At 41.7% G+C, this 23,573-nt stretch carries 19 protein-coding genes; 2 read left to right on the forward strand and 17 right to left on the reverse strand.

Features of this window, described 5'->3' with window-relative positions:
• Positions 1–355 precede the first annotated feature (355 nt).
• From NFR46_RS01930 to NFR46_RS01985, 12 genes are all read right to left on the reverse strand, one after another.
• Complete coding sequence (locus NFR46_RS01930) at positions 356–1,705, reverse strand: amino acid permease (RefSeq protein WP_251574248.1); 1,350 nt, start codon at positions 1,703–1,705, stop codon at positions 356–358.
• A gap of 363 nt (positions 1,706–2,068) precedes the next feature.
• Complete coding sequence (locus NFR46_RS01935) at positions 2,069–2,812, reverse strand: amino acid ABC transporter ATP-binding protein (RefSeq protein WP_251574250.1); 744 nt, start codon at positions 2,810–2,812, stop codon at positions 2,069–2,071.
• Position 2,813: 1 nt separating this feature from the next.
• The gene (locus NFR46_RS01940) at positions 2,814–4,277 is read right to left on the reverse strand and encodes an ABC transporter substrate-binding protein/permease (RefSeq protein ID WP_251574252.1); all 1,464 of its coding nucleotides are present in this window, start codon (positions 4,275–4,277) and stop codon (positions 2,814–2,816) included.
• A gap of 278 nt (positions 4,278–4,555) precedes the next feature.
• On the reverse strand, positions 4,556–5,863 hold the full coding sequence (gene serS / locus NFR46_RS01945) for a serine--tRNA ligase (RefSeq protein ID WP_251574255.1): 1,308 nt from the start codon (positions 5,861–5,863) through the stop codon (positions 4,556–4,558).
• A gap of 298 nt (positions 5,864–6,161) precedes the next feature.
• Positions 6,162–6,632 carry a mucin-binding protein gene (locus tag NFR46_RS01950; protein ID WP_251574257.1) on the reverse strand — a complete coding sequence of 157 codons (471 nt, stop codon included), beginning with the start codon at positions 6,630–6,632 and terminating at the stop codon, positions 6,162–6,164.
• Positions 6,633–7,090: 458 nt separating this feature from the next.
• Positions 7,091–7,645: an LPXTG cell wall anchor domain-containing protein gene (locus NFR46_RS01955; protein ID WP_338146919.1), complete on the reverse strand. Its 555-nt coding sequence runs from the start codon at positions 7,643–7,645 to the stop codon at positions 7,091–7,093.
• A complete protein-coding gene (locus tag NFR46_RS01960; protein ID WP_251574261.1) occupies positions 7,621–9,057 on the reverse strand; it encodes a Rib/alpha-like domain-containing protein in 1,437 nt (478 codons plus the stop codon). The genes NFR46_RS01955 and NFR46_RS01960 overlap by 25 nt, the downstream gene beginning before the upstream one ends.
• On the reverse strand, positions 8,943–9,641 hold the full coding sequence (locus NFR46_RS01965; RefSeq protein WP_251574495.1) for a hypothetical protein: 699 nt from the start codon (positions 9,639–9,641) through the stop codon (positions 8,943–8,945). The genes NFR46_RS01960 and NFR46_RS01965 overlap by 115 nt, the downstream gene beginning before the upstream one ends.
• Positions 9,642–10,068: 427 nt before the next feature.
• A complete protein-coding gene (locus tag NFR46_RS01970; RefSeq protein WP_251574263.1) occupies positions 10,069–12,648 on the reverse strand; it encodes a mucin-binding protein in 2,580 nt (859 codons plus the stop codon).
• 330 nt (positions 12,649–12,978) lie between these two features.
• Positions 12,979–13,896, reverse strand: coding sequence for an FAD:protein FMN transferase (locus NFR46_RS01975; protein ID WP_251574264.1), 918 nt, complete (start codon positions 13,894–13,896; stop codon positions 12,979–12,981).
• Positions 13,889–15,133 (reverse strand): NAD(P)H-dependent oxidoreductase, encoded by a 1,245-nt coding sequence (locus NFR46_RS01980; RefSeq protein WP_338146920.1) that lies wholly within the window; start codon positions 15,131–15,133, stop codon positions 13,889–13,891. Before NFR46_RS01980 ends, NFR46_RS01975 begins: the two co-directional genes overlap by 8 nt.
• 2 nt (positions 15,134–15,135) lie before the next feature.
• Entirely contained in the window at positions 15,136–15,702 is a 567-nt protein-coding gene (locus NFR46_RS01985) for an NADPH-dependent FMN reductase (RefSeq protein ID WP_251574267.1), read from the reverse strand.
• 176 nt (positions 15,703–15,878) lie between these two features.
• Between NFR46_RS01985 and rlmD the strand changes: the two genes are divergently transcribed.
• Positions 15,879–17,279 carry a 23S rRNA (uracil(1939)-C(5))-methyltransferase RlmD gene (rlmD, locus tag NFR46_RS01990; protein ID WP_251574268.1) on the forward strand — a complete coding sequence of 467 codons (1,401 nt, stop codon included), beginning with the start codon at positions 15,879–15,881 and terminating at the stop codon, positions 17,277–17,279.
• A gap of 62 nt (positions 17,280–17,341) precedes the next feature.
• Here the strand turns inward: rlmD and asp1 (NFR46_RS01995) are convergent, their stop codons facing one another.
• Both asp1 (NFR46_RS01995) and asp1 (NFR46_RS02000) read right to left on the reverse strand, forming a co-directional pair.
• Entirely contained in the window at positions 17,342–18,844 is a 1,503-nt protein-coding gene (gene asp1 / locus NFR46_RS01995; RefSeq protein ID WP_251574269.1) for an accessory Sec system glycosyltransferase Asp1, read from the reverse strand.
• Positions 18,844–20,388: an accessory Sec system glycosyltransferase Asp1 gene (asp1, locus tag NFR46_RS02000; protein ID WP_251574270.1), complete on the reverse strand. Its 1,545-nt coding sequence runs from the start codon at positions 20,386–20,388 to the stop codon at positions 18,844–18,846. The genes asp1 (NFR46_RS01995) and asp1 (NFR46_RS02000) overlap by 1 nt, the downstream gene beginning before the upstream one ends.
• Before the next feature lie 120 nt (positions 20,389–20,508).
• Between asp1 (NFR46_RS02000) and NFR46_RS02005 the strand changes: the two genes are divergently transcribed.
• Positions 20,509–20,910 carry a hypothetical protein gene (locus NFR46_RS02005; RefSeq protein WP_191683646.1) on the forward strand — a complete coding sequence of 134 codons (402 nt, stop codon included), beginning with the start codon at positions 20,509–20,511 and terminating at the stop codon, positions 20,908–20,910.
• Positions 20,911–21,178: 268 nt separating this feature from the next.
• Here the strand turns inward: NFR46_RS02005 and pyrF are convergent, their stop codons facing one another.
• The 3 genes from pyrF to NFR46_RS02020 all read right to left on the reverse strand — a co-directional run bounded on the left by pyrF (position 21,179) and on the right by NFR46_RS02020 (position 23,543).
• Complete coding sequence (gene pyrF / locus NFR46_RS02010) at positions 21,179–21,904, reverse strand: orotidine-5'-phosphate decarboxylase (protein WP_251574271.1); 726 nt, start codon at positions 21,902–21,904, stop codon at positions 21,179–21,181.
• A gap of 109 nt (positions 21,905–22,013) precedes the next feature.
• Complete coding sequence (pyrR, locus tag NFR46_RS02015; RefSeq protein WP_191683644.1) at positions 22,014–22,553, reverse strand: bifunctional pyr operon transcriptional regulator/uracil phosphoribosyltransferase PyrR; 540 nt, start codon at positions 22,551–22,553, stop codon at positions 22,014–22,016.
• Positions 22,554–22,724: 171 nt separating this feature from the next.
• Positions 22,725–23,543 carry a DUF5011 domain-containing protein gene (locus tag NFR46_RS02020; protein WP_251574272.1) on the reverse strand — a complete coding sequence of 273 codons (819 nt, stop codon included), beginning with the start codon at positions 23,541–23,543 and terminating at the stop codon, positions 22,725–22,727.
• Between the last annotated feature and the right edge of the window lie 30 nt (positions 23,544–23,573).

The raw sequence follows: 23,573 nt of genomic DNA on the forward strand, positions 1-23,573 counted from the left end.
CTGTAGACATGGTCTAATTAAGTAATTAGCTTAAAACATGCTTTTCAAGGAAACTAAATTGTTTTCATGTGGAGTGGGGTGTATCTTTGTTAACTTATTACAGATTAATATCAACATACTTCAAAGTAGTTTATTATGAGAAGATGTTCATTGGAAATCACTCAATATCCCTTCACACCTTTAGTATATGATCGGCTACTTGAAAGGTCAAATTAACCGCGCCACATCAGCTTTCTAAGCGATTTCACAAACCGGACATTTACGCGTTATTTGTCTTAGTAATCTTAAATAAAAATTCATTTTTCACCTTTCAGGATCATAAAAAATCTCAGGAAAAATTCCTGAGATTTTTTGCTTATTCCCTATTCTTCTTCAATCCATATCCCCACGCAAGAGCAGCGAAGATAATAACGGAAAGGATTAGTGGAATCCGGGTAGAATCAATAAAGAGCAAGATAACAAGAACTGCTAAGAAGAAGATAATCGTCAACCAACTAGTGATTGGGTATCCTGGCATCTTGAAGTAGCTAACCCCTTTTGGATTCTTTTGCCGGTACTTAATGTGGGCAAATAAGATAATAATCCACGTGAAGATAAAGGTAATCGTGGAAATTCCGGCGATTACATCGAAGATTCCGGCCGGCATAATGTAGTTCAAAATAACGGTAATAAAAAGGATAACCGATGAGAACGTCAATGCCCTGTTAGGAACGGCCTTCGCACTTAATTCACCAAACCGCTTTGGGGCGTTTCCACTCCGCGAAAGGGAATAGAGTGACCGACTAGTACTAAAGATCGCACTATTCGTTGCGGACATTGCCGCTGTCAATACCACAAAGTTGATAATCCCGGCAGCACCAGGGATCCCAATTGCAGCAAATACCTGAACAAATGGACTAGAAGTTGTTTTAATCTGGGTCCATGGGTAAATTACCATCATCGCAATCATTGAACCGATGTAGAACAAACCAATCCGGACTGGCAAGGTATTGATTGCCTTCGGAATATCCTTTTGCGGGTTCTTTGTTTCACCCGCAGTCAAACCAACCATTTCAATCCCCACAAAGGCAAAGACAACCATTTGGAAGGACATTAAGAATCCCATGGGACCGGTTGGGAAGAAGCCACCATGATTAATCAAGTTACTTAACTCAACAGTTCGGTTTTCAATATGGCTATGCATTAAGAGCATTACCGCACCGACTGCGATCAATACCAAGATCGCAATCACCTTAATCATCGAAAACCAACTTTCCAGTTCACCGAATAGTCCAACGTTAACCATGTTGACCAGCATCAGGAGCACCACAATCACCAGTGGTCCAACCCACTGTGGTAGGCTTGGGAACCAGTACTTTAAGTAAATCCCGGTAGCAGTCAAGTCAGCCATTGCTAACGTCAGCCAGCAGGCCCAGTACATCCAGCCAGCCACAAATTCCATCCGACCACCAAGGTATTCCTTAACAGAATCAATGAATGAGTGTTTAGAAGTATCAGCAAGAATTAATTCCCCTAACGCACGCATCATAAAGAAGCAAAAGATACCGACGATTAGGTACGAAAGAATAATCGCTGGGCCGGCTTGCTGGATCGCTTTCCCCGAACCAAGAAAAAGTCCGGTCCCGATCGCACCCCCGATGGCAATCATCGTTACATGTCGGCTCTTTAACGAGCGTTTGAGCTTTTGTTGTTGCTGTTCGTCCATAATCTGCCTCCTTAAATTAAAGATCTTTTGCATATATCGCTTTCAAAAAAGAAAGGGCGTTCCTGGTCATTACACCAGGGACGTCCTTTTAACGCGGTTCCACCCATCTTTATAGTCCAACTTAATGAACTACCTCTCAGTTGATAAAGGAACCACCCATTTCAAACGTACATGCCATTATGCTAGTCCCAAATTTCAGCTACTATCGGGATCTCTGTCTACTAACATTAAAGATTACTCATAATTATAATGATTTTAGCGCTAATGTCAAACCTTTTTCTGAATTTTTATTCAATCTTTCGGTTTTTGAAAGTCTCGCCATCCCCTTCGCACCGGGAAACAACTTACTATTTCAAAGTAACACTAAACATTTAGCACTTTTTGCAGGAAGTTCTGTGTATCCGGATGTTGCGGATGTTCAAATATTTGGTCCGGTGTTCCTTGCTCACGGATATCGCCATCATGGAAGAAGACGATCCGATCAGCAACCTGTTTAGCAAAGCCCATTTCGTGGGTAACGACAATCATCGTCATCCCCTCCTGAGCCAACCGTTTCATAACTTCCAGTACATCCCCAACCATTTCCGGATCCAGGGCACTTGTTGGTTCATCAAATAACATCACGTCCGGCTTCATCGCTAGTGCCCGGGCAATCGCCACCCGCTGCTGTTGCCCACCAGAGAGCTTCGTTGGGTTAGCATCTGCCTTATCCTCGAGACCGACAAGTTCAAGGTAGTGCATCGCCGCTTTTTCAGCCTCCTCCTTACTCATCATCCCTAGTTCTACTGGAGCCAATGTAATATTTTGTAAAACGTTCATGTTTGGAAAAAGGTTAAAGTGTTGAAAAACCATTCCAATGTTTTGGCGAACCCTATTAATATCCACCTTTGGATCGGCAATATCATAACCATCAACGTAGACATGCCCACTATTCGGTTCTTCTAACTTATTAATGCACCGTAAAAAGGTACTCTTTCCTGAACCAGATGGCCCAATCATGCAGACCACTTCACTTGGTTTAACATTGAGGTTAATTCCCTTTAACACTTCGTTATTGCCATAACTCTTGTGCAGGTCCTTAACTTGAACTTTATAATTTTTATCCATCTTAAGCCATCCTCTTCTGTACGTAGTTCGATAACCATGTCAACAGGGTAATAATGATAATGTAGATTACCGCAATGATTGTCCACATCCTGAACCCTTCCATGTTTTGCGAAATGATCACTGTCCCGGTCTGGGTCAATTCCATCACCCCAATTGCGGAAAGAATTGAAGTATCCTTCAAGGTGATGATGAATTGGTTAACTAGTGACGGAACCATCAATTTAAATCCTTGTGGAGCAATCACCTTAATCAAGGCTTTACTGTAAGGAAGACCTAAACTACGAGCTGCTTCCCATTGCCCCTGACTTACAGATTCAAAGCCCCCCTTAACGATGGCACCGATGTAGGCTCCTTCATCGAGAGTTAAAGTTAAAATTCCAGCAAGGAAAAGCGGGACCTTATGACCAATGACGTTAGGAACACCCATGTAAATAAAGAAGGCCAAAACAATCATTGGGATTCCCCGGAAAATATAAATCAAGGTACTTGAGATTGCGTTTGCAAACTTATTTTCAACAATTCCTAGGACACCAAGGATTACCCCAAAGATCATCGCAAAGATAATCCCGACAACCGTTAGTTCAATCGTCATCCATAAACCACGGAGCAATGCGTCCCGGTTTGTCTTTAATAACCCTAAAATTGTGTGATCGGCTGCGGTAGTCTTTGTTGCACCGTTACCCTTGGTGTACTTTGCAATAATCTTATCCAGTTGACCGGTATCCTTTAACCACTTAATCCCATCATTAACTTTCTTTTGTAAAGCAAGGTTCTTGCCCTTTTGGAAACCAACAGCGACCGGTTGGGCATCAATTGGCTTCTTAGTAACAATCTTAAGTGGCACACCAGTCTTGATCCCATATTCCAAAACTGGGCCATCATCAAAGGTGGCAGCCGTCCCACCATTCTTTACATCGTTCCACATGGTATTGGAAGAATCAAAGTAACGGATCTTATAACCATACTTCTTTTGGTTCTTCTTCAGGTACAATGCCGCACTAGTTCCTGACTTAGCAGAAACTGTCTTCCCGCGTAACTGCTTCATTGACTTGATGTTACTGTCCTTAGCAACCGCCATGACAACCCCATCAGTATAGTATGGCGTTGAGAAGTCATACTTAGCTTTCCGTTCATCAGTCACACTCATTCCGGCCATCACAGCATCGACCTGACCAGATTCAAGCGCTTGTAAATCCCCGTTAAAAGTCATCGGCTTCAGTTCGTATTTGAAGTGTTCATGCTTAGCAATCTTCTTCAAAATTTCAATTTCAATCCCAGGATTCTTACCAGAATAACCACCCTTACTGTCTTGGATTTCGAAAGGTTCAAAGGTGTTATTCGTCGCAAAGGTGTAAGTAGGCTCATTGGCAGAGACCTGCTTAGGTTCCAGAAGTTGCCATCCAATTACAATTCCCAGAACTGTAATACAGGCAGTAATTATTTTTCTCCAATGCTTACTTTGCATCTATACCGACTCCCTTTTTTCTAATCAAATTTTAACGTTGCCAATACCTTATCATTAGCAAATTAATAAGTGAATAGAATTAAGTTAGTTCCGTATTTATCCAAGATGTTAGCGGTTTAAACAGATTAAAAAGAAGGTGAGTCAATGTATTTAATTATTTAAATTAAGCGCTCATTATGGTCATTATTCTTCTTATCATCAAATCATCATTTTTATTTTGACAACAAAAAAGTCGGCTAACCTCACTTTTGCAAGGTTAGTCGACTAACGAACTAATATTACTTATTTACTTTATTCCGGAAAGGTACCGCATTTTCCTTGGTAATCTTTGTTACCCCGTGCATGTAAGGAACAAGGACTTCTGGAATCGTTACGGAGCCGTCTTCGTTTTGGTAGTTTTCCAAAATTGCGGCAACGGTCCGTCCAACTGCAAGACCAGAACCGTTTAAGGTGTGAACGTATTGCAACTTGCCGTTTTCGTCACGGTATTGAGTGTGCATCCGTCGTGCTTGGAAATCCAAACAGTTTGAACAACTTGATACTTCACGATACTTGTTTTGAGCAGGCATCCAAAGTTCAAGGTCATGGGTTTCAGAAGCAGTGAAACTCATGTCACTAGTAGTCAAAGTGATGACATGGTATGGCAAACCAATCTTCTTCAAGATGTTTTCAGCATTGGCAGTCATCTTTTCCAATTCATCCCATGAATCTTCTGGCTTCGTGTACTTAACCATTTCCACCTTGTTAAATTGGTGCATCCGAATCAATCCACGAGTGTCACGACCAGCGGCACCGGCTTCTGAACGGAAGGATGGCGTCAATGCTGTAACATAAACTGGAAGTTCTTCGGCAGGAATTACTTCGCCACGATAATAGTTGGTCAATGGAACTTCGGCCGTTGGAATCAATGTCATATCTTCTCCATTAACTTGGTAAACACCCTCTTTAAACTTTGGGAATTGACCAGTACCGTACATTGACGCAGCATTAACGATGTATGGTGGCAATACTTCGGTGTATCCTTCCTTCATGTGTTCGTCAAGCATGAAGTTATAAACGGCCCGTTCGAGTTGGGCACCTAAACCTAAGTAGTAGACAAAACGCGCACCAGAAACCTTAGCTGCTCGATCAAAGTCCAAAATGCCGAGTTGTTCACCAATATCCCAGTGATGCTTAGGCGCAAAATCAAAGTCACGAATCTTGCCGACTTTGCGTAATTCAACTGCACCATCTTCAGTTAAGCTAACTGGTACCCCATCATGCGGTACGTTCGGAAGATGTGCCATCTTATTATGAAGATCTGCGTCATTTGCCTCAACTTCGGCATCCAATTCCTTAATCTTGTCACCGAGTTCACGCGTTTCCTTAATAGCGGCATCAGCCGGTTCACCGTTACGCTTAGCTTCTCCAATCTTCTTGGAAGCTGCATTACGTTGCGCCTTCATAGTTTCCGTCTGTTGAAGTAATTCTCGACGCTTCTTATCCAATGCAATCACTTCATCAATTTCTTCGGGTTTTACGCCACGAGTAGCTAACTTTTCCTTATAAAAATCAGGTTCTTGACGAATCTTCTTAATATCTAACATGTTATCCTCCTAAAAAAAAGAGCCATTCCATCCTCAAAATATTTTGGGACGAAATGGCTCTTAGTTCCGCGGTACCACCCAAGTTTGACATATAACATGTCACCCTCGTGATGAATAACGGTCATCAGCCGTGCGGCATTACCCACCCACATTTATCTGCACCGGAGTTTCGATCAACAACTTTCACCAACCGCTGCTTCTCTAAATGATCTACTTGAAATGCAATCGTGTTTTATATTCGCCATTATCATATTACATTTGGCTTTATTTAGCAATCGATATTTTAATAAATTTTAGTTTAATTTGCCCGGCGTAAACCAAATAATGACTTCAAACCAGCAATTCGTAAGCCGAGGCCGTGAATAACTTTACCTTCAGCTGACTCCGGCTCTGATACCGGTGTTACCGGACGCGAGGAAATTTTTACATACCGATCATCAAGACGTTCATTATCGAACTTATGATAGACAATCATAATTGTAGAATCGGGCGTCCATGCATTAACTTCCTCATTTGGTAAGTAGGTGCGGTCCGGAGCACATTCTTCAATTTCAGGTACTTCATATTCCGCCCATTCCTTAGGTGAATCTGGCTGAACAGCCCAACCACTATAGGTTACTTTACCATTTTCGGTCGGTACCTTAGTTCGCTGAAAGCGTACGGTTTGTTTAATTATTTGACGACTGCCGTCTACATTTATCAAAATAATCGTCCGCGTTGTTTCAGCAACCAAATCATTAGATAGGGTTTGTTCTTCTGCAGTAACCATTGCCACCTAGCCTCACTTTATCATTATTTATCAGATGTTAATGATTTTTATATCCTTTACTATAAACATCTTATCTAGAAGATAATTTTATTCCTTTAGATGGTATATGTCAAAATTCAATTATCGAAATATAAGCAATACCTGCCTTTTCTTTTTTTGAAACATTAACTTCAAACTTCCTAGCCGGATCAGATGTCCTCTTTTACCATTCTTTCAGTAACCGTTAATTGGCGATTCCATTCGGTTTGTCATGCTCCTCAAAGCCCTTCTACACCTGAAATCACTTAATTTATCATTCGATGAATCTTTAGCTCACAATAAGCAAAGTTGGCAACATTTAACAACACGATGTGGAATAACAATAAACGCCAACTCGACAAACGATTGGCGTCTATGTATATTTGAGAGAACAACTTATGGTCTAATTCTTCTTCATTTTATTGTTTAAAGGAAAAGCATTAATTGCGGCGCTTTTTCAAGTCTCCCAGGCCAAGCATTGCTAATAAACTTGCTAAGCCTAATCCGGCAATTGCTGCATCATCCTTATTATTACCAGTTTGTGGTAACGCTCGTTTGTTCTTTTGGCCATTTTCACCATGGTCATTATAAGTAATCTTAGCACTCACCCCATTACTACGATTACTCTTAACCGTCGGATTAGTATTTAGACTCCTGTTACCATTTTGGTCAATGTCGTTGCTGACACTGTTACTATCATTATTGCGTTTATTAGGATGATTATTTCCGTGATTATTATTCTCAAAGTTAGGGTTATTGTGATCACTTGGGTTAGGAACATTATCCGGTTTTGTATTATCGCCATGATTGCCCGAGTTCTTGTAAGTTACTTCAACAGTTACGTCCTCTTTGGCAACTTCCTTAGCAGCGCTGCCATCAACATATGAGGTAAAGCCATCAAGTTGGGGAATAACGAATTGATCCCAATCCTTAGCAGAACCGGTTGCCAATGTCCAGTTGCCATAGGAAATTACTTTATTAGTAACTTCATCAATCGTCTTGGCCCGGTTGAAGTTAACTTTTGGGTTGTCGTGTTAACCGTTCCACCTGGATTATTTACCTCAATCGTCCGGGTAACCGTCTTGAACATATCTGCATCATCATGATCAGTTGGTGTAATCGTCTTGGTTTCGTGAATAAGCGGAACGTTAATTGTGTCAGGAACGATTGAGTTAGTTGGAATAGTATAAGCAGGCTCAATCTTCCAGTTCGCAGGAACATTGTTCTTGATCACTGATGAAACATTTACTTCACTACCATTAATTCCGCCTACTGAAGTGGTTCCAAGAATGTGACTAGGGTTGTTCTTGTCTGCATAGCTAATTACTACTTTACCTTCAGTTGGCGTAGGAATTGGTATGTCATTTTCATCGTAGCCAACGTAAACGGTCGTACCGTTAACTGGATTACCATCCTGATCTAATGCAGAAGCAGATGAAACAGCTGTTGCAATTACCTTTTGACCATCATTACCAATCTTGTAGTAAGAAGTGTAGCCGTCAGCTTGAGGGATATCCTTTAAAGCAAATTCAGTAAAACTGCCTTCGGTAGCAAAGCTCTTGCCGTTAGCACCTAACTTACCAGCTTTCCACTTGCCATAAGTAGAAGCTTGACCGTTACCGTAAATTGTCATTGATCTACCAAAGTCTAAGTTTTGAGTATCAGTTATTTGTTGACCAGAAACAGGTGTAGTAACAATATCACGGGTAACCGTCTTAAACATGTCCTTGTATTCAGGATTCATTGGATCAACTGTCTTGTTTACAAAGACCTTAGCAGTTGCGGTGTCATGTGAACCATCTGGGTAAGTTACAGTTACTGGGTTCTTGCCATTTTTATCAGTAATCGAAGGTTGACCATTACTGAAGGCAAATTTAGTTCCAGCTAGAGCAGTTACCTTATTACCATTTTCAGTAAAACTTGGCTCACCCGTGTTAACTGGATCATTAGCAAGGACAATTGTATTCGCATAATTGGGGACGTACTCTTCTACCATTGCCTTCGTAACATTAATCGTTACGGGAACATCCAGGTAAGTCCCATCGTTGAAGTTAATTCGCACAGTCCCTTTTACACCATCGGCGATCGTAGCAGTGGTAGGCTGACCATTTGGTGCCCAGACCATCGTGAAGGTTTTTCGATCGTCATTACCGGGAGTATATGCCGCCACTTGTGGTGTTTGGGCGTCAACATCTTGCCCGTTCCAACCATTCGCCCCAAGATCGGTCACATCCACTAATTGACGGTATTGGGCCTGTGTTAAGTTAGAAATATCACTGTTTTGTTTAAAATTTAGCGGCTGGTTCGCTTGGGCCCCATAAAAATTGAAGTAAACATTAGTCCTATATACCCCACCGGATAGGCATCCCCAAACTTTTGCGCAATAATCAAGTCCGTGACCATCCATTTTATCCGGTACTTAGAGAATGTTACACGTTGCCCGTATAGCTCACCATCCCTCGTTTCAGCTGGATTAATACTACCATCAGCTAAATACGCCGGCGTTGTGGCCGTATCCGTGCCAAAATTAGTATTGGGTGTATAACCATCCACCCAACTGTACTTAATCGTACTGGCAGGAAAACTATCAGACGAATCAGTCGTATTTACAAACTCAGTTCCATCAGCATTTAATTTATAAGTGGTACTGTTACGATAATTACCAGTATTAAAATCAAAAAGTCCGGTAACAATGGTTGTAAATCCACTCTTATTAATATCTGGAACATAACTATCACTCGTTTTGTGAACGTTGGTAACCGTAGGACTGAAGGTCGTGGTGGAGAAATATTCACCGTCGTCATCTGCCTGATCGTCAGCGTCACTTGTCAATGATACAGCTGATGAAGAGTTGGCAGATGAAGATAATGAAACAGCCTGATTAGACACAGTCTGGATCGAAGCGGAATCTGCTTGAGATGTGTCCGTAGGTTGTTCAGCTGCTTTGCTGACCGTTCCCGTTGTCGTGTTCGCTGATGCTTCTATTCCCATAAAAGTGAACCCAATCAAGACCGAAGCAACGCCGACCGTTAACTTTTTTTAAGTGTAAACCGTTGTTTCTTCGGCTCTTGTTTTCGAATTTGTTCTTTCCAATTATTACTCGATAACATAATTTTACTTCCCTAATTACTCTTACCTTTTTGGTTTAAATATACTGCTTTGTCAGTCAACAAGCTCCTCATAATCACTCGCATATCTAAATCGTGTTGACATAGTACAGCTTGAGCTAATAAAAATATTAATTAATATGACTAATTGATCATGGATAATAATTGTATAAAGAGAACCCTATTTTATTTCTTAATGCACCCCTTATTCACCTTTATAAACACAAAAAGAGCCGCTCGATGATTACTCATCAAGCAGCCCTATTGTTAGGTGTCTTCAATTCATTACTTAATTATTGGGAGGAAGATTATTAATTATTCTTCTTTTTCAAGCCGCCCAACCCAAGCATTGCCATCAAGCTAACTAATCCTAATCCAGCAATTGCCGCATTATTCTCAGTGTTATTACCAGTTTGTGGTAATGCTTGCTTGTTATTTTGACCATTTTCACCTTTGCCATTATTAGTAGCATTAGTGTTCAAGCCATTGTTACCATTGCCGTTTTGGTTGCCATTGTTGATACCGTTGTTATTGTTATCATGGTTACCATTGTGGTTACCGTTATCGGCAGGTTGGTTATTGTCACCATTAGTACCGTTGCCGTTGTTATTGTTATCATGGTTACCATTGTTACCTGGGTTAGTATTGTTGTTGTGATCACTTGGGTTAGTTTTACCCTGATCACCACCATTTGGAGTATTTCCCTTATCCCCATTACTAGTCTTGGTGTAATTAATTATTACAGTTTGATCAGGAGTTTCAGCAGTGACATCCTCGCTATTAACTTTAGCTTGACTTGGAGTATAACCGTTGAATTCAGGAGCATCATATTTGGCCCACACACCAGTAGTTTCGTTAGTCAACGCATTATTAATGTAAACCTTCCAGTCACCAAAGCTTGTAAACTTCTTTGCAACTTCATCATAAGTACCAGTTCGACCAAAAACAACTGTTTGTGTTGTCGTTTTCGCTTGACCATTTACTGGATTATTAACAATAATCGTTCGTGTTACCGTATGGAACAAATCTTTGTAAGCTGGGCTTTCAGGAGTAATTCCTGGTTCACCTGGCGTTACCGTCTTCATTTCATGTACAAGGTAAATAGTAATCGTCTCATCAGCATTTGGCATTACAACCCTAGTTGGTAGCGTCTGTCCAGCAGCTAATTTGTAGCCTGTAGGAATAGTTAATACAACGCTTTGAGTTGTTCCCGGTTGGCCGGTCACAGAAGAACCCCCTGCAACGATCTTATTGTCAGTTTCATCATAAAAAACATAACTAACAGTTGTATCTTGAACAGGTGTTACTGGTGTTGAGTTTTTCTTATAGCCTACATTAAACGTAACATTCAATGGTACTGTTAGTGTGTACGCAGGAATTTCATATGGATTCTGCTTAATGGCTGCTGTTAATTCATTAAGTAAAGCAGCCGCTTCAGCTTCATAAGTAGGATCATTTGCTACCACCACAAATGAAAGATATGGGGTATATCCAGAATGGTTTGGCAAGTTTTGGTTGCCATAGCCCGTTTCTGCATTCGTGTACGTACCTTGAAGGGCATCAGCTAGCGACGTTGCGCCATAAGATACTTTCTTCCAGCTGTTTCCGTTAACATCTTGAATAATCTCTTGTTTATTGTTTGTCTTGTAATAGTAATTATTGTCTCCTGGTTGACCAGAAAAACGAACATCGAGTTGCTGCCAAGTCTCAGTCATGTACGAAACACGAAAAGTAACTAGTAAAGGACTGTTAAGCGTATAAGCCGGAACTTCATATGGATTCCGCTTAATGGCTGCTGTTAGCTGATTAAGTAAAGCAGTAGCTTCATCATTGTTACTACCAGTCACCATAACGGCAGAAAGGAATGGAATATACCCATTAAATTTTGGCAAGGTTTGATTACGCAACCCTGTTTGTGCATTTGTGTAATCGTTACCTTGTAAAGCATCACTTAACGAAGTAGCTTCATAGGAAACAGGAGTCCAAGTTCGTCCGTTATCACTTGATTCAGTATTCTGGTATGCATCCTTGTAATAATAGGCATTTTGGTCGTTAATTTGAATATTACCAGCATTAATTGGGAACTGAATATCGAATTCTTGTTCCGCCTGATCAGTAATTGGAGCAGCTGCATTTTTCTTATAAGTAACTGTATAGGAGTAATCTTGGTAATCTGCTTGAATCTTTGGGAAGTTCAAAACCAGTTGACCATTTTCATCTGAAATGGTAGCTAATGGTAGTCCAACGGTTAAAGTTGAAACTTCAGGTGTGTATCCCTCAAACGATGGTAATGAAATGCTGTTAAAAGAAAGATTGGCTACATCTGCTTCAGTTGGTACCGTCCCATTAGTTTTTACTGCGAATTGCTGACGCTGTGGAGTAATCGTTTGCCCATCTGGAGTTTCAATCGTTACCATCGAATTATAGTAATAAGTCATATCTATTACTGGAGGCTTAGGTGTACTTGAATCAGCAGATGATTCTGGAACGGTTGTAGTCGTACTAGAAGCTGGAGTATCACTAAAATTAACACCACTTGGACTATCTGGAACGATAGCTGGTTTGGATACTACTGGTGTTTCTGGAGTAGGTTGTGCTAAAGAGCTTACAGCTGAAGTCTCTGAGTTAGTAGCTGGCTGCGCCTCACTTCCAGATTCAACAAAAGTTAATGAAGCTGGAGTATTACTAAAATTGACACCACTTGGACTATCTGAAACGATAGCTGGTTTGGATACTTTATTAGTTGTAGTATTAGCAGAGGCACTTAATCCCATAAAGGTGAAGCCAATTAAAACCGAAGCAACCCCAACCGTTAATTTTTTAATTGTAAATCGCTGCTTTTTTAACTCTTGTTTCCGAATTTGTTCTTTTTGGTTATTACTAGATAACATAAGAGGACCTCCATAACTATTATCATATTCAACTTTAAAATATACTATTTTTTCTTTTTTTCAATCGATAAATCTCTCATTATTTAATTTATAGGATATTTATATTGTAATCAAGGGATTTAATACTATTATTTAAAATAGTTAATATGATTAACTAATCATACCTGGATGCTATAATTGCTATTATTCCTTTATCTTTTGTAAAGCATTAAACGAAATTAATATAATTACAAGAACTTATCAGCATCCCAGAAATTTAAAAAGAAAGAAGCCGAGAAAAGCACTTGGACTTTTCTCAGCTTCTTCTACATTTCTATTTAATTAATATTTTTAGCAGCTTTTAGCAGCGCCTTTTTGATCAATAAAGACGGCGCCTAAATTACCTGTTTGAGCAATCCAATCAGCGGATGGGATCCCGTTAAAGAAAAGACGTTTGGCCTCAATTTCTCCCATAACTGATTGCTTTGTAAAAACAGTTACACTTGATAAGTCGGTTTGCAATGGATAACCGGTTCGCGGATCTAAAAGATGATGGTATTTTTTCCCGTTTACTTCCAGGAAGCGTTCATAAATTCCTGACGTCACGGCTGAACACTCAGGCTTCCGAACCAGTTCAAGGTCCTCCCCCCGTTTAAGCCGCGGGTCTTGAACACCAATAATCCACTGACCGTCATCCCGACGCGGCGACTTCCCCACAAATAGCAGGTTGCCCCCTAAGTTAATAATCCCTGCTGGCACATGTCGTTGAATCCAAAGATCGCGAATTCGATCCGCAATGTAACCCTTAGCAATTCCCCCAAGGTCAAGTTCCATCCCCGGCTCTTCCAGATAAACAGTTCGCTGCTCGTCATCCAAAATCGCCTTATAGGGGTCAATCAATTTTAACCGTGCCTGAATATCAGCATCTTTAGGTACGTTTGCACCCGCAAATCCGATTTTCCAGAGTTTTACTAACGGTCCGATCAAAGCATTAAAGCCAAAATTCTCTCGACTATATTTAACCGCCATCTTAATCAGCTCATAGGTTGAGGGTGAGACCACCTTGGGATGGTGACCAGCCGCGTGGTTAACATTCATCACTTCTGATTCTTCACGATTAACGGTCAACCGATCTTCATAGCCATCAATCAAGCGCATTGACTCTTCCATCACTGGAAAGTACTGATCGCCATAAATCGTCAGCACAATTCTGGTTCCCAGCGCGTGATGCACCAATGAATGGCGTTGTTGAATTAATTCACTATTCATTTTCGGATGCACCAGTAGATGCATCTGCTGTTTCGTCGTCTGCATCAACACTTCCCGTTTCAGAAGCGCCAGTAGTTGCATCAGTTTCTTCACTAACAGCATCAGTTGTGTCTACAGTAGGGGTAGTCGTTATACTGTCTTCATCGTTACTTTCAGAGGCACCAGTAGATGCGTCAACGGGTGTATTTTCATCCTCCACACTAGTAGTATCACTAGTCTTCTTTGATGCACCAGTCGTGGCATCCTTGCTCCAAGCACCATTTTCAAAGAGGTTCAAAATGTATTCAACGCTTCCGGTAAATTCAATTGTACCGAGGTAATGACCATTGATGTCCCGTAAAGCGTAGTATTGGATCAGTGAACGGTGACCATTCATCCAGAGTGGTCGCGTAACGACATCTTTCTTTCCTTCACGGAAGCTGTTGATAATGCTCATTACTGCTGGAACAGCCATTGGTGGATGACATTCTTGGACAGTTTCACCGAGGGATGCAGTATTCCGAACATGTTCCCGGTTTGGTTTATCTGAGAACCAAGCGAAATGATCAGTGCCATCAATTAGATCAATTTCAAACGGAATCGTACTAAAGATTTGTTGAACTTCCTTTAGTGTTAAACGACCAGTAGGGAAATTAATGTATGCATCACTGATCGTTGGTTGTTTAACGGCCATGTTAAGCCCCTCTCTTTCTACGTTCTTAAAGATTTGGATATATTCGATAAAGTGTTCAAAACTCTTTTCCAATTGGTCGATAGCCTTTTTATCAATCAAACGACCATCTTTGGCAAAGGTATTACGGACGTTTCCAATCAAAACTTCGTTCCCTGGCAAAAGGTTAGTATTGCAATCAGGTGAAATCAAGATCTGCCGCATTTGAACTTGAGAACGAGCGGATGCTTGACGACCATAAGCAACCCCAACGATCATCGCTGGCTTACCAGATAAGACCTTTGTTCGGTAAGAGAGCCATTCCATTGCTGACTTTAGGACAGCAGGAATTCCGTGGTCGTATTCTGGGGTAGCAAAGACGAGTCCGTCAGCTTTCTTAACTTTTTGTTTTAACTTCCAGACCTCAGTTTGTTCTGATAATGGAGTATCAACACTAAATGGTGGTAACTTACCGACTTCATAGATCTCGATATCAGCCATTTGCTTAAAGTGCTTCTTCATGAAGCGGAGTAATAGTCGGTTATATGAAAAATCGGCGTCGGTTCCGGCAAAGGCAAGAATCTTCATCATTATTCAGCCATCTCCTTTTCCATTTGGTTGATTGCTTTAGCGTAGTAACGGAATCCCTTCATGCACTTTTCAAGGAAGCCAATCGTTCCTTGATCCGTGATGTTCCCTTCTTCGTCCATTAAATCAGTAACGTTACTCATAAAGAATTCGTCACCTTGGTATACAAGGGCGTTGATTCCTGGTGAGATCAGGATATCACGCAATTGCACTTGTGATCGTGAAGCACCCTGGTCAAGCTTGGACGCACCAATTGTCATTACTGGTTTACCAGCAAGAGGGTGGACATTGTAGGATAACCATTCAACGACACTCTTCAATGCTGACGTGATTGAGTGGTTGTACTCTGGGCTAGCAATGATGACAGCATCAGCAGCCTTGATTCGCCGATCGATGTCCTTGATTACTTCTGGAGCATCCCCCTTGAAGTTTTCACTAAACATTGGTACGGGACGAATATCAATCACATCAATCTGATCTTGATCCTTAAAGTATTGAGCCATAAACTCTAATAACATCCGATTATAGGAATGGTTAGCGTTTGACCCGGCAATTGCAGCAATTTTCAAGTTTTGTCACTTCCTCGTATTTTAATTATTGATTATCATTTCACAATCATTCTACTATAACTAGATGTAGAAAAACAATGGTAAAGTTAAAAGGTTTAGTTATAGTTACAAAATCCACCAATTTGTTAAATATGCTAGAATAGAACAGCAATCTTTGGAAAGGAACGGATAAAATTATGGTTCAATCACGTTCACGTCGTCGCCATCAGGATATTAACGTTGCGGTAGGAGATCGTTTCCCTCTTACAATCCGCCGCCTTGGGGTTAATGGTCAAGGGATCGGCTACTTTAAACACAAGGTCTGCTTTGTTCCCGGTGCTCTTCCCCATGAAGTCGTTGTTGCAGAAGTTACCGCGGTCCATCCCCGTTTCCTGGAGGCTAAAATCCACCGCCTCCGCAAAGTAAGCCGTGATCGGGTTGAGCCACGGGATGACTATGCGGATATTGCTGGTGGCTTTGAACTAGAAAAGTTGGCTTACCCAGCACAGCTCCGGTTTAAACGGCAAGTTGTTTTGGATAGTCTCGAAAAGTTCAAACCATATGGCTACCGGGCCTATGATGTCCGCCCAACCATTGCGGCACCACACGAATATGGTTACCGGAACAAGGCCACTTTCCAAGTTCGAATGGTTGATGGACACGTTGCTGCAGGATTATATAAAGCACAGAGCCATGATCTAGTTGATATGGCTGAATGTGCCGTCCAGATGCCCGCCACGATGAAGTTCATCCGGACCATGGTAAAGTTAATCGAAGAACTCGCCATCCCAGTCTATGATGAAGAACACAACAGTGGGATCATCAAGACTCTGGTCGTTCGGGAATCCCGGGCTACGGGCGAATTGCAGCTAACATTAATCACGAACACGGCAAAGTTACCCCACAAGCACCAGTTACTGGATGCCATTGCTGAACAACTACCTGAAGTCGTTTCCGTGATGCAAAACGTTAATCCTGGTGATACCCCACTAGTTTGGGGTGACCAGATGATTCATTTAGCGGGTGAAGAATACATTACGGAAAGCTTGATGGGACTGGACTTTAAGCTCTCTGCACGGTCATTTTTACAATTAAATCCCGAACAGACAGAAACTCTTTACGAAGAAGCGGCGAAGGCACTGGAATTAACCCCTGACGATCACCTCGTCGATGCCTATGCCGGAATCGGGACGATCGGTCTTTCCCTCGCTAACCAGGTAAAGGAGGTTTGGGGGATGGAAACGATCCCTGAAGCCGTTGAAGATGCTAAGCAAAATGCTGAACTGAACGGAATCACAAACGCCCACTATGAAGTTGGGGCAGCCGAAGAAGTAATCCCTCGTTGGCGGAAAGAAGGCCGCCACTTCGATGCCTTGGTTGTCGATCCACCACGGACGGGATTGGATGACCAATTAATCGAACAGATCATCAAGGAACGACCAGCCAAGTTTGCCTACATTTCTTGTAATATGGCATCCCTCGCTCGGAATCTTCGTCGCCTAACCAGCGTCTACCACGTTGACTATATCCAACCAATCGACATGATGCCACAAACCACCCGTTGTGAAGCGGTCGTTAAGTTGTCGTTAAGGAAGTAAATAAAAAATCGGTGTAGATTTTCTCTAAAGGGAAAACTACACCGATTTTTTAAAATTCAACTTTAATTACTTTGCAACTTAGCCCATTGTTTCCAAGTATTAATATTACTAATCCCGTCAAGGTGACCGTATGCCCCTGTGCTTAATTTTTGCAGGAGTTGTGGATCGGATAAGATCTTAACAACTGCTTTTTCGAACTTCTTGGCGTTGTTTAACGGGATTAATTCTCCGTTAACACCACTTTCGATCAATTCACTTGGACCATACAGGTAATCATAACTAACAACGGGAACCCCGTGACTTAATGCTTCTCCCATCGCTAATGGCTGGGCATCAATTCGACTGGTATCAACGAATAACTGGGCAGTATTATAAGCCGCTTCCAGCTCAACTTGGTAACCCGCAAAGACAACCACCCCAGTGAGACCAGCATCATTAACCTGCTTCTTGTAGCGGTTAACATCGTCCGGACTACCGTAACCATAAAGGGTGAGTTTAGCATTTGGCACCTGCTTGTGGACCCGGATAAAGATATCAATTAACTTACCAGTTTGCTTATCCTCACCGAGTCGACCAACATAGATCATTTGTCCAGCAATCCGGTACTTCATGTAAGCCCGTTGAAGATCAGTCTTCACCGGAGCCCCGTTAATCGCATAAACTGGCTTCTTATCACCGATGCGTTTCCGAATCATTTCAGCTTGGGCTTCCGTCATCGTAATGATCCCGTCCCACTTGTTTAACTCGGTAGTTAATGGTGCTTGGAGCATGACGTTTAGTGGGCCATTCTTCAGGTTATCACCGTCATTAACGTGGTTCATTGCCATCCACAGGTACTTCTTGGCCGCTGTCTGCATATTCATCACTGGCTGGATTGCCATCGCTGGCCGGTCAGCAATAAAGACGTTATTTTCACCATTCACCTTATTCAACTCATCGAGGAAGAAAGCAAAAAGATCTTCTTCACTGTCAAAGAAGCGATCCTTCCCGTTATAGTTCTTTAAAACGTTTAAGGAATTAATTGGGGTGTTTTGCACTGACTTAACGTAGTATCGTTCCATGTAAAGTGATTGGTCTGGACGGTAGTAACGTTCAAAACTAATTTGACCGTCTTCGCCAAAGAATTGGTCAACCGACTTAAAGCCCCGGAGATCGTACTGTTGACGGAGGGTGATGTTTCCGGCAACGTCAAACCAGTCAATGTGGTTAACAAGACCCACTGTTCCTCCAGTAAAGTAGACGATACAAATTAGACGGTCGCCATCTTTGACTTCCTGGTAGTTATTCCCGGTGCCTACTTGGTATTCAATTGGCAGATTTAGATCGTTAACGTGCAGATCGTGACCTTGGTAATCAGTGGTTCCCGCAAAGAAGTCATACATATTAACCAGTTGATCATCAGTTAACCCAAACCGTTTTAGAGTGGCATGGATAATTTGGTCGTAGTTTCGGGTAACTAACTTTGCTTCGACATGGTGATCTTTAAAGAGCTTCAGCCGCTTCATTTCGGCGTGTTCAATACTCGAGTCGTTGCTTAATAGGTATTGGTTAACGAAAAAGAACATTAGTTAGCGGCCTCCTTTGCTTTCATATCATCAACTAGTTCATTCCACAACTTCATCACATTTGGTTCGGAGTAACGTTCACTATCCTTGTAGGCATTTTCGCTAAACTTGGCCAGCTTTTTCTTGTCAGTCAACAGGCTAATAATTGCCTTTGCTAGGCCATCAATATCACCATTGGTTGTTAATAATCCATCTTGACCATCAATAACAACATCGGCAGGACCATATTTAATATCGTTAGCAACGATTGGCAGACCATGTGATTGAGCCTCCACTAATGATAGTGGCAACCCTTCTGCCCGACTCGGCAAGATTAATAATTGAGCATCATTGTAGACCGCATTGGGATCATTGGTATAGCCATGGAAGGTAACAGAACTTTCCAGCTTTTCGTCCTTCACGATCTTCTTCAATATCTTATCAAAGTTATCGTTAGCATAGCCCCAGAAGTCGAGCTTTGCTTCAGGAACCTTGGCTAAGATTTGTGGCCAAGCCTTGAGTAGTTGATCCTGTTGCTTTTCTGGTGAAAGACGAGCAACCATGACCACTTGATTCTTTGTCCGCTTTTCAAACGGCACATGATCAGCTTCCAAGACCGCCTTCGGAACGATTGGTCCAGGAATTCGGTAAATCTTAGTTCCATACTTTTCAAACCGGTCCTTAACATCCTTTTGTTGTTGTGGGGTAAGGGTGATAATTCCATCCCAGTCCTTAATATGATTCAAACCCCAGGTATAGTTGTAGTTCAAGGTTGAATGCAACATATCACTGTTGTCATTAACATGATCATTATGCAATTGCATTGCCCGGAATACCCGATGTTTCATGTGAAGCACCGACCAACCAACTTCGTATGACCGGTCGACAACTAATCCTACTGGTTCACTGTTCGTCAATTCTGGATCGGTCACTAATTCGTCATAGAAGAACCGGGTCAATTCATCAAGGTCGGCAAATTGGTAATCATGGCCCTTGTAATTAAAGAGATGGTAAGTATCAATTACCTTATCCCGCTTATTTTTTTGGTGTTCCAATTGAATGGCAATCGTTCCATCTGGCCGCATGTAGTTTTCGGTCGCAATGTTACCATCCCAGTCATAAACCTGTTCAACCGAAATAAAGCCACGATTGTCATACCAACTAACTTTCAATAACTTGCCATAATGATCAAAGTATTGAAGGTTAATAATATGTTTTTCCTTATCGTTTCGTCGCCGAACATACATGATCCGGTTCCCATTGTGGTAATAGTTATAATTAATCCCATCAGCTTTCCGGTCCCACGTAGGATCGATATCTAGATCTTTAATGGTGACGTCTTTCTGGGGAAAGATCCGGGCATCCTGGAAATAATCAAATAAGTTTACAAAGTCTTCATCAGCAATCCCTGCCTCTTCGGTTACCATATGAAGCTCGTTGGAGTACTTCCGGGTAACAATTTTGGAAGATTCATTAAACATTTCAAACAGGTGCAATCGCTTAATTTGCGCGTGTTCAATTCCTGACTTGTTATGCTGAATATTATCGTTCAGAAAGAATAACATTGTTTTTCTCCTTTTCTACGTTAACAGGTTAAGTGTAACATACTGAAAGCAGTGAAATTAGGACTTGTCGTGAGTTTGTGTTAAAATTTATACTTATAATAAGAAAGAAGGAGAAGATCAATGCAAAACCCATTTGGTAACAACAATAACAATAACCAAAATCCGTTTGATCTTAATAATCTCCCATTGCCACCGAATTATGCCAAGATTGTTAATGATCAGGGGCAGATTAGGATTGCCAAAGTGGGAATTTCATGGACAACACTCTGGTTTGGTCCTTTGCCAGCACTCTTCCGGGGTGACTACTACAACTTTTTCTTAATGATCGTTCTTGATCTCGATTACGCATTAGTAGTATTATTCTTCGGTTTGAACTGGTTAATGCAATTCCCGTGGACTTCAATCGTATTCGCCCTTCTTTACAACATGATGTACTTTAAGCACTCTTTCAAGCTTGGTTACCGTCCTGCTGATCAGCGGTCTCGCGAACTCCTTGAAAGGTTCCATTATTTGAAAAAGTAAGCTGAAAATTAAAAGAATAAGAAGCTGGGAATTAACCTCCTCGAGAGTCTGGTTGGCTAACCTAGAACGATATATGATGATGAAATCATCAGGCTTGCTCCGCTGCGTTAGCCTCTAAGGCTCTGGTTACGACGCGTAGCTAGCCTTTAGGATTCCCGCGATTAGACTCTATAAGTTCGGAGACTATTAGTGACAAAAAGAGGATGAGAAAAACGTTTTGTTTTTCCCACCCTTATTCTCTTATCAATAGTCATCGAACCTACATAGTCTAATCGCCCAAGAAATCATGGCGGATCTGTTTGTATGCAGCTACCGGATCAGCACTTTGGGTAATCGGCCGGCCAGCAACAATGCCATTACTCCCCATTTCAGCAGCTTGACGAGGGGTAACAACCCGTTTCTGATCATCGTGAGTATTTAAATCGGGCCGAATACCAGGAGTGATGCAAAGGAAGTCTGGATTAGTAACTTCACGGATTGCCGCGATTTCCTTAGCAGAACAAACTACTCCTGCCAAGCCACTCTCATCAGCTAAGCGGGCATAATTTTGCACTGAGTCCATAACCGTACCAGGTACCCGTTGTTCATCGTGGAGAATTGTTTCATCAATGGATGTCAACTGGGTAATTGCCAACATCTTCGGAATAGAATTTCCGGCTTCAGCAGCTCCCTGTTTCAATCCACGAAGACCAGCCTTCATCATTTCACTTCCACCAGCGGCGTGAACCGTAACAAAAGAGACCCCTAACCGACCAAGTTGAGCCATTGCCCGTTCAACCGTATTCGGAATATCATGCGCCTTAAGGTCAAGAAATACCTTGAAGCCACGCTCCTTTGCTTGCTTTACAATGCCGGGTCCAAATGCATAGAAAAGCTCCATCCCAATCTTAATAATTGGCATGTGATCAGTATCGTTAGAAAGCTTGTCAAACAATTGGACTGCCTTCCGTTTATCCGGGACATCGATTGCAACAATTGGTTCAAAACGTTCCATAATTTTCCTCCTTAAAAAAGCACCAGAACTCTGTAGAGAGGGTCCTGGTGCTTTCTTGTTTTCAACACCGTTTCGCCCTCTCTGGAGCAGATTAAATGGTTATTGTAATTTATTCATGGTGTTCAATTGTAATATCTTCATGGCCATCGTATTCTTCAACGGCTACATGAACAGTCTCATTCATTGCGGTTGGGATATTCTTCCCAACAAAATCAGGCCGAATTGGCAATTCACGGTGACCCCGATCAACCAAAACAGCAAGTGAAATTTCTTGTGGACGTCCCATGTCCATTAGAGCATCTAGGGCTGCCCGAACCGTCCGTCCTGTAAAGAGAACGTCATCAACCAGGATAACATGCTTGTCATTAATGTCGATCCCTAATGAAGATGTCTTCACGGTTGGTTCCTTATGGTGATCAGGAATATGACGATCATCCCGGTATAAGGTAATATCTAACGCCCCAACCGGAACTTCAACGTTCTCCAGTTGGTTTAACCGCTTAGCAAGGCGTTCTGCAAGGTAAACTCCCCGGGTCTTAATCCCTACAAAGACAAGGTTTTCGACCCCTTTATTCTGTTCGATAATTTCGTAAGTAATTCGTGTTAATGCCCGTTGCATACTTGATCCATCAACAATTTCATGGGCCATCCTGGTCACTTCCCTTTAATCAATTTATTCTATAAAACCCTTCTTCACTGAATCTGTGAGGAAGGGTTTAGTTACTTATTTGTTCCTTCTTGATTTCACGGAATCAGGTTAAAGGCGATATTTCTCTTATTACAAGTATTTTAAGCGTCTCACCTAAGCCTGTCAATAAAATCATTGGTTAGCATTACTGGAGGAACTACTACTAGTATGATCGTTTAACCAGGATTGCATTAACGAAGTAATGTTATTCCAGATTTCACCAAAGCCATCTTTATTCTTTAAATCATTAACCGTCGAACTGGCATTAGAAGGATCCTGTTGCAACTGGTTGATCACTTGGTCAACGTCATTTAACTTTTGCTTGGCAGAATTACTACTTAATTGACCTTCAATTTGCTGGTTTTGGTTTGAAATATTGTTAAGCTGATTCTGAAGTTCCTGTTGATTATGGTCCTTTTCGTATTGTCGAGCAGCACCACGAAGAGCCGCAACCTGCTCAGCAAGCTTTTGGTTATCCGAACTTAACTTATTAATACTGCTTGAGTTATTGCTGATCTGACTGCTTTGTTCAGCATTGTTTGCTTGCTGTTCTTCATTATGCCCATGAATTGCCGCAAGTGCCCACCAAACAATAGCAAGCGCAATCACAACAACGATTGCGACGATCCATGCACGGTGACGCTTCTTCAGTGTATTTGTCCGTTGATTACCATTAGATACCTGATCAAGTTCTTCCCGGGTCTTAATATTGATCATTATCCGAGCAGACTCGGTTTCACCCTCACTGTTCATTACCGTAACCGCAATCGGGTATTCTCCCTGGTGTTCAAGATCAACTTGGGTCGTATTAAAGGTCACCTTATTCGTAATATCTTTGCCGTTATCGGTTGCGGAAATGCCGTAACGAGCAATCAGTTCGTTACTATCAAGTGGTTTTCCTAAAAGCCAATCCAGGTTATGTCTCTGAATTTTTAAAACTGGTTTTGCCATAATATCCTCCATTTATCCTCGTTTGTTCGT

This window comes from Limosilactobacillus agrestimuris, from assembly GCF_943193105.1.
Taxonomy (GTDB): domain Bacteria; phylum Bacillota; class Bacilli; order Lactobacillales; family Lactobacillaceae; genus Limosilactobacillus; species Limosilactobacillus agrestimuris.